The sequence below is a fragment of the Streptomyces murinus genome (assembly GCF_002154555.1).
Taxonomy (GTDB): Bacteria; Actinomycetota; Actinomycetes; order Streptomycetales; family Streptomycetaceae; genus Streptomyces; species Streptomyces murinus.
The window spans coordinates 1-10378 of the sequence record NZ_MUNF01000017.1 but is presented as its reverse complement, the minus strand read 5'-3'; the positions used below and the strand labels follow the sequence as shown (position 1 = coordinate 10378).

Sequence of the window (10378 nt, the reverse complement as noted above, 5' to 3'; positions counted from 1 at the left end):
GCCGGGTGTCGTGCCGGTCGCCGAGTGGTGGCCCGAACGGGCCCCGGACGGCGACCGGCCGATGTCCCTGTACGGCGCGGTGGCCCGCAAACCGGCGGCTCAGCTCGCCGGTTTGCGGGCCACCGCGCCGTACAGGGAGATCGGCCGGTCGCCGTCCGGGGCCTGTTCGGGCCGCCACTCGGCGACCGGCACGACACCCGGCTCCAGCAGCTCAAGTCCCTTGAAGAAGGCGCCCACTTCGTCCCGGGAGCGGGCGACCAGGGTCACCCCGCCCGCGGCGTAGGCGGCGATGCCCCTCGCCACGTTCTCCGGTTCGAAGTCGCCCGTCATCATCGACAGCACCAGGCAACTGCCCGGCGCCAGCGCCGACATGAGCGTCCCGACCATCTCATGGGGGCCGTCCTCGTCGGCGACGAAGTGCAGCAGCGCGATCAGCGAGAGGGCGACCGGGCGGTCGAAGTCCAGTACGGCGGCGGCCCGTTCGAGGATGGACCCGGGCTCGCGGGCGTCGGCCTGGATGTACTCCGTCACCCCCTCGGGGGTGCCGCGCAGCAGCGCGCCCGCGTGGGCCAGCACGATCGGATCGTTGTCGGCGTAGACGACCCGCGCGTCCGGCGTCACCGACTGGGCGATCTGGTGCAGATTGGGCTCGGTGGGTATGCCGGTGCCGATGTCCAGGAACTGGGTGATGCCGTCCTCGGCCAGCGCCCGGGTGGCCCGGCGCATGAACGCCCGGTTGGCGCGCGCCCCGCGCAGGGCGCCGTCGTCGAGGGCCGCGATCCGGCGGCCCAGCGCCTCGTCGACGGGGTAGTTGTCCTTGCCGCCGAGGAACCAGTCGTACACCCGCGCCGGATGTGGCCGTGTGGTGTCGATGTACGGCGTGCTCGGCCCGGTCCCCGTCATGTGCTGCCCTCCGCTCGAAACGAACGCAGAGCAGTCTGACACGATCACGCGGCGCGCTGGAGGCAGTCCTCGGCCACGTCCTTGTCGAGCGCCGCCCGCACCAACGCGGCGGCCAGCACGGCGGGTTCGGTGTCCCCGGCCAGCTCGGTCAGCTTCTCCGGGTCCTTCGGCAGACCGAGCCGGTCCGCGCCGTCCAGAGCCTTGCGGTCCAGATAGGGGCCGACTTCCGGCCAGACGCGCTGCGCCTCGCGCAGGAAGATGTCCGCGCCGGCCGGACCGACCCCCGGCTCCTCCTGGAGCAGCCGCTTCAGCTCCCCGGTGTCGCCGCCCGCCTCCTCGTGCAGCCGGCGCAGATCACCGCCCCAGCGCTCGTCCAACAGTGCGGCGCCGTCGCCGAGTTGGGTGGCGGTCCGCTCGTCGTAGCGCCGGTAGCCGCCCCGGCCCAGCGCGTCGACCCGCTGCTGCCAGTCCGCGTCGGCCATCCGGCGCGGGGTGTCCAGCCGGTCCTCGTGCAGGGCGCGGGCGGCGGCCACCGCCACCGAGGCCCGGATCCGGGCGCTCAGCAGCAGCGACAGCACCAGCAGCCGGTACAGCGGCTGCGGCGTGTCCGCCAGCCGGATCCCCGCCTCCTCGGCGTAGGTCCGCCCGTACCCGGACACCAGCTCCCGTACGACGCGTTCGTCCCGGTTCATCGCGTCACTCCCTCGCCGGTGGTACCCCCGCCGCCGCTACGGCTTGAGCGGATCGTGGCCCAGCGTCATCAGCCGGTGCCGCCGCCGGGTGTCGTCCGGGGCCCGCTCCGGTTCCGGCTCGTCGTCCATGTCCACCAGATCACCGACGGTGTCCACCACCTTGTACATCACGCGGACGTCGTCGTCGGTGAGATCGGTGCGGCGCTTCTGGAGGATCGCGAGGACATGCCGGCCGGTCGCGCTGCCCGCCTCGTCGGGCAGCGGCTCCGAGCGCTCCTCGGCGTCGCGGACCCTGAGCCAGGCCGCGAGCTCCGCCGAGGTCATGTTCACCACGCGGTGAAAGTCCTCCCACAGCGCCTCGGTCTCCAGGGCGTCGGCCATGGGGCTCCCCTTTCGCTCCGGGACGGGTGTCAGTGCGCCTGGTTCTCCGCCGCGAACATCCACCGCTCCTTCTCCAGGTCGGCGGTGATCGAGATCAGCAGGTCCTGCGTCACCGGATCGGCCTCCTCGGTGGCCGTGATCCGCTCGCGCAGCCGCCCGATGGCCGCCTCCAGGGTCGAGACCATCAGCTCGACCACCTCGGTGTCCCGCAGCCAGCCGTCCTTGGTCCCGGGCAGCGCGAAGGTCGCCGCGATCGTCTCGGGCCGGCCGTCCGGCGAGACGCCCAGCGCGGCGGCGCGCTCGGCGACCGTGTCGGAGTGGGCACGGGCCGTCGCCACCACCTCGTCCAGCTGGAGGTGGATCGAGCGGAACCGAGGACCCACGATGTTCCAGTGCGCCTGCTTCCCGACCAGCGACAGACCCAGCAGATCCACCAGGGTGTCCTGGAGCGCGGGCGCGGTGACGCCGAGGGCCTTCTCGGACAGCGTGCTCTTCACCACGGTCATGGTGCCTACGTCCCCTTTCATCAGCGTCGTACGCCTTGCACAAGCGACGTACGATCTCGTCCGAAAGGGCGGGTGCCCCGCGTTCGGGGGCGCAAACAGCCCTGCTCAGCGGGTTGCCGTCGGGTCTCGGTCGCTGGGCTCAGCGGGGGAGCGCCCGGTCCAGGAACCGTGTCACCTCCGCGAACGCCTCCTCCTTCACCGTCTCGTGGAACACCTCGTGCCGCGCCCCGGGGAAGATCCGCTCGGTGAGATCGCCGCCCGTGAGATCGCTGCCGGCGAGCCGCTCGACACCGGGACGGCTGCCGGTCAGCGGCACCAGCCGGTCGTCGTCCCCGTGCAGCCACAGCACCGGCAGCCCGGCCACGGCACCGCCCGCGGCGACGGCGTCCAGGGTCCGCGCGAACGCCTGGAGGGTGGGCCGCTTCATCGGCCCGTGCCAGACCAGCGGATCGGCGGCGTACGCGGCGCCCACCGCCGGATCGCGGGAGAGCGCGCCCGGACTGATCGGCGTGTCCGGGATCTCCGGCAGCGCCAGCAGCCGCCCCGGCAGCTCCCAGGCGCCGATCACCGGCCCGGACAGGATCAGCGCGGCCGGTTCCGGGCGGTGCAGCTGCGCGTAGCGGGCCGCGATCAGCCCGCCCATGGAGTGGCCGACCAGGACCAGCGGCAGCCCAGGATGCGCGGCGCGGGCGAGATCGGCCACGGCGCGCACATCGGCGACCACGTCCTCGAAGTCCTCGATCAGCACCCGCTCACCGGCCGAGCGCCCGTGCCCCATGTGGTCGGGCGCGTACACGGCGCCCCCGTGCCCGGTGAGGACGGCGGCGAGCCCGTCGTACCGGCCCGCGTGCTCGCCGTACCCGTGCACCAGCAGGGCGAGGAAGCGGGGCGTGGGATCCTCCCACTCGCGGACGGCGAGTTCGCCGCGGGTGCCGTCGACGACGTGCGCGCGAACGTGGGGCATCTCTCCTCCAACTGCCTCGGTACGGTTCGGGAGGATCTTCCCAGGGGGGCGTTCCTGGGTCTATAGTCCAAAACTAGCAGTGCTAATTAAGAGCTTTTCCGGTCCGCTGATCCACACCGTCGTAGGTCAGGAGTCGAAGCCGTGCGTCCCGTCCACTTCGCGGCAGCCCGCCGTACCCCCATCGGCAAGCTGCGTGGCGCCCTCTCGTCCGTCCGGCCCGACGATCTCGCGGCGGCCGTCATCCGCCGGCTGGTCGCCGAGGTGCCCACGCTCGACCCCGCCCGCATCGACGACGTCTACTGGGGCGCCGCCAACCAGGCCGGCGAGGACAACCGCAACGTCGCCCGGATGGCCGCCCTGCTCGCGGGCCTGCCCGAGTCCGTGCCCGGCGCCACCGTCAACCGGCTGTGCGCCTCCGGCCTCGAAGCCGTCACCACGGCCGCCCGCACCATCGCCGCGGGCGAGGCCGACATCGTGATCGCCGGCGGCTCCGAGTCCATGAGCCGCGCCCCCTTCGTGCTGCCCCGCCCCGACGAGGCCCTGCCGCACCGCATGGAGACCTTCGACACCCGGCTCGGCTGGCGGCTGACCAACCCCGCCATGAAGGACCTGCACGGCGTGCTCGCCATGGGCGAGACCGCCGAGGAGGTCGCCACCCGGCACGGCATCTCCCGTGAACGGCAGGACGAGTTCGCGCTGCGCAGCCACCAACTCGCCGCCGCAGCACGCAAGAACAGCCTGTTCGCGGACGAGATCCTGCCCGTCGAACGCCCCGACGGCATCGTGGTCGAACAGGACGAGTGCATCCGCGAGGACACCTCCCTGGAGAAGCTGGCCCGCCTCAAGCCGGTCTACCGCGCGGGCGGCACGGTCACCGCAGGCAACACCTCGCCGATGAACGACGGCGCCGCCGGTCTGCTCCTGGTCAGCGAGGAGGCCCTCGGCGAACTGGGCCTTGAGTCCCTCGGCCGGTATGTCGCCGGTGCCTCCGCGGGCGTCCACCCCGACGTCATGGGCATCGGACCGGTGCCCGCCACCCGCAAGGTGCTCGCGCGGGCCGGCTGGGAGGTCGGCGACCTCCAGGAGGCCGAGTTCAACGAGGCGTTCGCCGCCCAGGTCCTCGCCTGCGTCGACCAGCTCGGCATCGACCCCGGCCTGATCAACCCCACCGGCGGCGCCCTCGCCCTAGGCCACCCCCTCGGCTCCTCCGGCGCCCGCATCCTGACCACCCTGCTCCACCGCATGCGCCGCACCGGCGCCGAGCGCGGCCTCGCCACCATGTGCGTGGGCGTGGGCCAGGGCAGCGCGGTGCTGGTCGAGAGGCACTAGGGCCTGTCTGACAATTCCCGTCTGCCGCGCGACGCCATGCACGCACTCTCGCGGCACCGGGCGCAGACCCAAGTACGTCCAGTACGAGGGCCTACGCCCGGCACCCCGAGAGCACGCACCTGACGCCGCGCGGCCGCCCTCCGGGCGACGACGGGAATTGTCAGACAGGCCCTAGGAGCTTTCCTTCGGATCAGGTCGGCCGCCGGCAAGGGCCCCTCTCGCCCGACCCCGACAAGATCCGGAAGAGAGACCCTGAGCAACCGTCCGACGCGGGAATCCCTCTGGTGACGAGGAGGGATTCCCGCCGAGGGAACGACCGTACGACCGGTTCGGCGTGCCGAGCCTCAGCAAGGAAACGGAGCCGCACTCCATGGCAACCCTGTCCGTCGCCGCCATCCTGGCCGAGAACGCCAGGCGCCGCCCCGCCAAGACCGCACTCGTGGAAGGGGAGCGGCGGCTGAGCTTCGGCGACGCGTGGCAGGCGGCGCTGGCCCAGGCCGGCGCGCTCACCGGCCTCGGCGTACGACCGGGCGACCGGGTCGCCCTCATGGCCCCGAACACCACGGAGTTCCCGCTCGCCTACTACGCCGTCGCCGCGGCCGGCGGTGTCGTCGTCCCCGTCCATCTGCTGCTGTCCCCGGGCGAGATCGAGCACGTCCTCAAGGACAGCGGCGCCACCCTGCTCCTCGTCCACCCGGCGCAGGCCGTGGCCGGCCGGGCCGCGGCCGACGCCCTCGGCGTCCGCGTGGTCGCCCTGGGCGCGGAGTTCGACGCCCTCGCCGCCGCGGCCGAGCCGCTGACGACGTACGCCACCCGGGCCGCCGACGACCCGGCCGTGATCCTCTACACCAGCGGCACCACCGGCGTTCCCAAGGGCGCCGTGCTCAGCCACTTCAACCTGGTGATGAACGCGACCGTCTGCGCCTTCGACGCCAACGACGTCCGCCCCGACGACATCGCCCTCGGCGCGCTGCCCCTCTTCCACGCGTTCGGGCAGACCGTCTCGCTCAACTCCACCTGGCGGGCGGGCGCCACGCTGGTGCTGCTGCCCCGGTTCGACGCGGCCCGCGCGATCGAGCTGATGGTGAAGGAGAACATCAACACCTTCCACGGCGTGCCCACCATGTTCGTCGCGCTCGCGGCGGCCGCGGCGGACGCCGATGTGCTGCCCGAGCTGCGGGTGTGCATCTCCGGCGGCGCCTCGCTGCCCGTCGCCGTCCTCGAACGCTTCGAGGCCGCGTTCGGCGCGCGGATCTACGAGGGGTACGGCCTGTCGGAGACCTCGCCGACGGCCACCGTCAACCAGCCGGACTTCGGCACCCGGGCCGGCACCATCGGCCATCCGCTGTGGGGCGTCGACGCGGAGATCGCGCGCGCCGAGGTGGAGGGCCGGATCGAACTGCTGCCGCCCGGCGAGCTGGGCGAGGTCGTCATCCGCGGCCACAACGTCTTCTCCGGCTACCTCGGCCGCCCGGAGGCCACCGCCGAGGCCCTGGTCGACGGCTGGTTCCGCACCGGCGACCTCGGCACCAAGGACGAGCAGGGCTTCCTCACCATCGTCGACCGCAAGAAGGACGTCATCATCCGCGGCGGCTACAACGTCTACCCGCGCGAGGTCGAGGAGGTCCTGGTACGGCACCCCGGCATCGCCCAGGTCGCCGTCATCGGCCTGCCCGACGAGCTGCACGGCGAGGAGGTGTGCGCGATCGTCGTCCCGGCACCGGACGGCGGCCTCGACGCCACCGCTGTCATCGAGTGGTCCAAGGAGCACCTGGGCCGCCACAAGTACCCGCGGCGCGTGGAGTTCGCCGAGGAACTGCCGCTCGGCCCGAGCATGAAGGTGCTCAAGCGGGAGCTGCGGACGCGGTACGCGGGCTGACGGCACGGGGCCCCGTGCGTGGGACCGATGCGTGCGCATAGCATCGGTCCCCGCATGAACATGATGACGCTCTGGCACATATCCGGCTGGGAGTTCGCCGCCCTCGCCCTCGCGGCCCTGCTCGTGGGCTTCTCCAAGACCGCGGTGAGCGGCGCCAACACGATCAGCCTCGCCGTGTTCGCGGCGATCCTGCCCGCCCGCGCCTCCACCGGCATCCTGCTGCCGCTCCTGATCGCCGGGGACGTGCTGGCCGTCCTCACGTACCGGCGGCACGCCCACTGGCCCACCCTGTGGCGGCTGTTCCCGGCCGTCGCGGTGGGCGTGGTGATCGGCACGCTGTTCCTGATGTGGGCCGACGACGGGATCGTACGGACCTCGATCGGCGCGATCCTGCTGTTGATGACCGGCGTCACCCTGTGGCGCCGGCGCCGGGAGAGCGCGGGCGCGGACGACGCGCCGGACGCGGTGACGACCTCTGCGGGCCGCCTGAAGGCCCGCTCCTACGGTGTGCTCGGCGGATTCACCACGATGGTGGCCAACGCGGGCGGCCCGGTGATGTCCATGTACCTCCTCTCCGCCGGCTTCCGGAAACTGGGCTTCCTCGGCACCTCGGCCTTCTTCTTCCTCATCGTCAACGTCTCCAAGGTCCCCTTCAGCGCCGCCCTCGGCCTGATCGACACCCGCTCCCTGCTCCTCGACGCCACGCTGGTGCTCTTCGTCGTCCCCGGTGCCCTGCTCGGCCGCTGGGCCGTGCCCCGGATCAACCAGCGGCTCTTCGACCGGCTGGTGATCGCGGCGACGGTGGTGGGCGGACTCCAGCTTCTGGTGGGCTAGTTCCCCGCGGCCTTCTCGCCCGGTGCGTCGAGCAGGGCCAGGTCGTCCGCGGTCAGCCGAAGGGCTCCGGCGGCGATGTTCTCCGTGAGGTGGGCCGGGTCGGTGGTGCCGGGGATGGCCAGCACATGCGGACCGCGGTGCAGGGTCCAGGCGAGCCGGACCTGGGCGGGCGTGGCGCCATGGGCGCGAGCGACGGAACGGACCCGTGCGTCGCTCTCCCGGCCCGCGCTCGCCTCGCGGCGCAGGCCGGAGACCGCGAAGAACGGGACGAAGGCGATGCCCCGCTCCCCGCACAGGTCCACAAGGCCGCTCTCGTCGGCGCGGCGCCAGTCCAGGCCGTAGGAGTTCTGCACACAGACCACGGGTGCGATCGCCAGGGCCTCGGTCACATGCTCCGGGCGGACGTTCGAGAGCCCGAGGTGCCGGATCAGGCCCGCCCGGCGCAACTCGGCCAGGGCGCCGAAGTGTTCGGCGATCGACTCCATGCCGGGGCCGTTGCGGCGCAGGTTCACCACGTCCAGCTGGTCCCGGCCGAGCTGGCGCAGATTCTCCTCGACCTGGCCGCGCAACTGGTCGGGGCGGGCCATGGGCTGCCACTCACCACCGGCGTCGCGGCCGGGCCCGACCTTGGTCGCCACGGCCACGTCGCCGCCCCAGCAGGAGAGGGCGCGGTTGATCAGCTCGTTCGCGGACCGCAGCGGCGAGAAGTAGAAGGCGGCCGTGTCGATGTGGTCGACCCCCAGCTCGAACGCGCGGTGCAGCAGGGCGACGGCGGCGGCGCGGTCGATCGGCGCGCCGTCGGAGTTCCCCATCATCCCGTTGCCGGTCAGCCGCATCGCGCCGTAGCCGACGCGGTTCACCTCCAGGTCTCCGAGCGTCCATGTACCTGCCGTCGCCGCTGTGTTCACCCTGCTCCTCGGGCCGTGTGCCGATCAGGTCCTGGAGTATGAGGCGTCGGCGGCCTGGCGCGACAGGGTGATCGGCCGGGCGAAAAGTCACATCCGCCAAGGGAACCATCACCGGCCGCCCGGCCGTTGACTCTACTGGGACGAGCCGGCCCGGCACGCGTTTCTCCACCCCCTGACCTGCCGATACGCTCGCCTCATGCCCGCACCGTCCCCGCTGCCCCCGCGACGCCATGTCCTCGTCCTGGGCGGCACCGCCGAGGCCCGCCGCCTCGCCGCCGCCCTGGCCACGCACTCTGCCGGGGTCCGGGTGACCACCTCCCTTGCCGGCCGCACCGCCCGGCCGAAAGCGCTAGCGGGGGAGGTACGGGTCGGGGGCTTCGGCGGAGCCGAGGGGCTCGCGGAGTGGCTGCGGGCGCACCGGGTGGACGCGCTGGTCGACGCCACCCATCCGTTCGCCGAGTCGATCACCGCGAACGCGGCCCGCGCGGCGGCGGCCACCGGAGTCCCGCTGGTCGTCCTGCGCCGCCCCGGCTGGCGGCCCGTCCCGGGCGACCGCTGGTACGACGTCCCGTCCCTGGCCGCGGCCGCCGAGGCGCTGCCCGGCCTGGGCGACCGGGTGTTCCTCACCACCGGGCGCCTCGGCCTGGCCGCCTTCGCCCAGCTGACCGGCCTGCACTTCCTGGTGCGCTCGGTGGAACGCCCGGACCCCCCGCTGCCCCCGCACACCGAAGTCCTCCTCGCGCGCGGCCCGTTCACCGTCGCCGACGAACGGGAACTGCTGCGGGCGCACCGCATCGAGGTCCTGGTCACCAAGGACAGCGGCGGCGAGGCCACGGCGGCGAAACTCACGGCCGCCAGGGAACTCGGCCTGCCGGTGGTGGTCGTACGCCGCCCGGCGCCACCGGAAGGGGTGACGGCCGTGCCCGATGCGGCGGCGGTGCTGCGCCGACTGGGCCTCGCCCCGGACGGAACCGACCGGGCCGAGTAAGCCGAGGAGCCGACGCGAGGACCGCCCGAACCCGCCTACCGCTCCCCGGGGTTCCGCCGCAGCAGATACGTGTCCATGATCCACCCCTTGCGCTCCCGGGCCTGTGCCCGCACCCGCTCGATCTCGGGGCCCGCCTCGGCGAGCGGCCCGGAGACGAGGATCTCGTCCGGCGTGCCGATGTAGGCGCCCCAGTAGATGTCGATGTCCTCGTCCGCGTAGTGCCGGAAGGACTGGTGGGCGTCGAGCATCACCACCACGTCGTCCACCCCCTCCGGAAAGCCCTCGGCGAGCCGCCGCCCGGTGGTGATCTGCACGGGCCGGGCCACCCGGTTCAGTCCGGTGCGATGGCGGGCGACCAGCGCGGAGACGCTGCTGACACCGGGCACCACGTCGTACGCGAAGGAGACCGCGCCCCGCGCCAGCACCTCGTCCAGGATCCCGATCGTGCTGTCGTACAGCGCCGGATCACCCCACACCAGGAACGCGCCGGTCTCGTCGTCGCCCAACTCCTCGACGATCATCCGCTCATAGATACCGGCGCGGGCACTGCGCCAGTCCCCGACGGCCGGTGAGTACGCCGTACCGCCCGCTTTGCGGTCCCGCTCCGGGTCCCGGGCCTCGACCACCCGGTACGACCCCTCGGGCAGGTGCGTGCCCAATATGTCCAGGCGGAGCCGGGTGAGATCGCTCTTCTCCTCGCCCTTGTCGAGCAGGAAGAACACATCCGTGCCGCGCAGCGCCCTTACCGCCTGGAGGGTCAGCTGCTCGGGGTCGCCCGCGCCGATACCGATGACATGAATCTCTCGCACGCCACCGAGTCTGCCGTACGCCACTGACAACGCGCCCACCGGCTCCGCACGGCCGCCACCGGGCGGGACGTCAGGGCCCGAGCCTGGGCGCCTCCACCACGGCGTCCACGGGCTCGCCCCCCGCCGCCACCCTCCCGGCCAGCTCCCGCGCCCACCGGACGGCCCCGGCGAGATCCACCCCGTAC

General features: G+C 72.9%; 11 protein-coding genes. 4 read left to right on the top strand and 7 right to left on the bottom strand.

The window, feature by feature from the left end; translation table 11 throughout:
- Nucleotides 1-99: 99 nt before the first annotated feature.
- From CCN72_RS01720 to CCN72_RS01700, 5 genes are all read right to left on the bottom strand, one after another.
- Nucleotides 100-903 carry an SAM-dependent methyltransferase gene (locus tag CCN72_RS01720; protein ID WP_086806022.1) on the bottom strand — a complete coding sequence of 268 codons (804 nt, stop codon included), beginning with the start codon at nt 901-903 and terminating at the stop codon, nt 100-102.
- Between the two features lie 44 nt (nt 904-947).
- Nucleotides 948-1595: an endonuclease gene (locus tag CCN72_RS01715; RefSeq protein ID WP_086806021.1), complete on the bottom strand. Its 648-nt coding sequence runs from the start codon at nt 1593-1595 to the stop codon at nt 948-950.
- A gap of 36 nt (nt 1596-1631) precedes the next feature.
- The gene (locus CCN72_RS01710) at nt 1632-1976 is read right to left on the bottom strand and encodes a DUF3140 domain-containing protein (RefSeq protein ID WP_086806020.1); all 345 of its coding nucleotides are present in this window, start codon (nt 1974-1976) and stop codon (nt 1632-1634) included.
- Between the two features lie 29 nt (nt 1977-2005).
- On the bottom strand, nt 2006-2482 hold the full coding sequence (locus tag CCN72_RS01705; RefSeq protein ID WP_086806019.1) for a Dps family protein: 477 nt from the start codon (nt 2480-2482) through the stop codon (nt 2006-2008).
- A 139-nt stretch (nt 2483-2621) separates the two neighbouring features.
- The gene (locus CCN72_RS01700; RefSeq protein ID WP_086806018.1) at nt 2622-3446 is read right to left on the bottom strand and encodes an alpha/beta hydrolase; all 825 of its coding nucleotides are present in this window, start codon (nt 3444-3446) and stop codon (nt 2622-2624) included.
- A 141-nt stretch (nt 3447-3587) separates the two neighbouring features.
- On the opposite strand from CCN72_RS01700, the gene CCN72_RS01695 reads away from it, so the two are divergent.
- The 3 genes from CCN72_RS01695 to CCN72_RS01680 all read left to right on the top strand — a co-directional run bounded on the left by CCN72_RS01695 (nt 3588) and on the right by CCN72_RS01680 (nt 7488).
- Entirely contained in the window at nt 3588-4775 is a 1188-nt protein-coding gene (locus tag CCN72_RS01695; RefSeq protein ID WP_086806017.1) for a thiolase family protein, read from the top strand.
- A 370-nt stretch (nt 4776-5145) separates the two neighbouring features.
- Entirely contained in the window at nt 5146-6654 is a 1509-nt protein-coding gene (locus tag CCN72_RS01685) for a long-chain-fatty-acid--CoA ligase (RefSeq protein ID WP_086806016.1), read from the top strand.
- 54 nt (nt 6655-6708) lie between these two features.
- Nucleotides 6709-7488, top strand: coding sequence for a sulfite exporter TauE/SafE family protein (locus CCN72_RS01680; protein ID WP_086806015.1), 780 nt, complete (start codon nt 6709-6711; stop codon nt 7486-7488).
- Here CCN72_RS01680 and CCN72_RS01675 read toward each other — a convergent pair.
- Entirely contained in the window at nt 7485-8396 is a 912-nt protein-coding gene (locus CCN72_RS01675) for an oxidoreductase (RefSeq protein WP_086806014.1), read from the bottom strand. The genes CCN72_RS01680 and CCN72_RS01675 overlap by 4 nt on opposite strands.
- A gap of 196 nt (nt 8397-8592) precedes the next feature.
- On the opposite strand from CCN72_RS01675, the gene CCN72_RS01670 reads away from it, so the two are divergent.
- Nucleotides 8593-9384: a cobalt-precorrin-6A reductase gene (locus CCN72_RS01670; RefSeq protein WP_086806013.1), complete on the top strand. Its 792-nt coding sequence runs from the start codon at nt 8593-8595 to the stop codon at nt 9382-9384.
- 35 nt (nt 9385-9419) lie between these two features.
- On the opposite strand, the gene cobF is transcribed toward CCN72_RS01670, so the two are convergent.
- Nucleotides 9420-10193, bottom strand: a complete 774-nt coding sequence (cobF, locus tag CCN72_RS01665) for a precorrin-6A synthase (deacetylating) (RefSeq protein ID WP_086806023.1) — start codon at nt 10191-10193, stop codon at nt 9420-9422.
- Between the last annotated feature and the right edge of the window lie 185 nt (nt 10194-10378).

What these genes read in the sequence shown, in the direction of transcription:
- CCN72_RS01685 (WP_086806016.1), top strand. Translation starts at nt 5,146, where the DNA reads ATGGCAACCCTGTCCGTCGCCGCCATCCTGGCCGAGAACGCCAGGCGC.
- CCN72_RS01680 (WP_086806015.1), top strand. Translation starts at nt 6,709, where the DNA reads ATGAACATGATGACGCTCTGGCACATATCCGGCTGGGAGTTCGCCGCC.
- CCN72_RS01710 (WP_086806020.1), bottom strand. Translation starts at nt 1,976, where the DNA reads ATGGCCGACGCCCTGGAGACCGAGGCGCTGTGGGAGGACTTTCACCGC.
- CCN72_RS01670 (WP_086806013.1), top strand. Translation starts at nt 8,593, where the DNA reads ATGCCCGCACCGTCCCCGCTGCCCCCGCGACGCCATGTCCTCGTCCTG.
- CCN72_RS01720 (WP_086806022.1), bottom strand. Translation starts at nt 903, where the DNA reads ATGACGGGGACCGGGCCGAGCACGCCGTACATCGACACCACACGGCCA.
- CCN72_RS01705 (WP_086806019.1), bottom strand. Translation starts at nt 2,482, where the DNA reads ATGACCGTGGTGAAGAGCACGCTGTCCGAGAAGGCCCTCGGCGTCACC.
- CCN72_RS01700 (WP_086806018.1), bottom strand. Translation starts at nt 3,446, where the DNA reads ATGCCCCACGTTCGCGCGCACGTCGTCGACGGCACCCGCGGCGAACTC.
- CCN72_RS01715 (WP_086806021.1), bottom strand. Translation starts at nt 1,595, where the DNA reads ATGAACCGGGACGAACGCGTCGTACGGGAGCTGGTGTCCGGGTACGGG.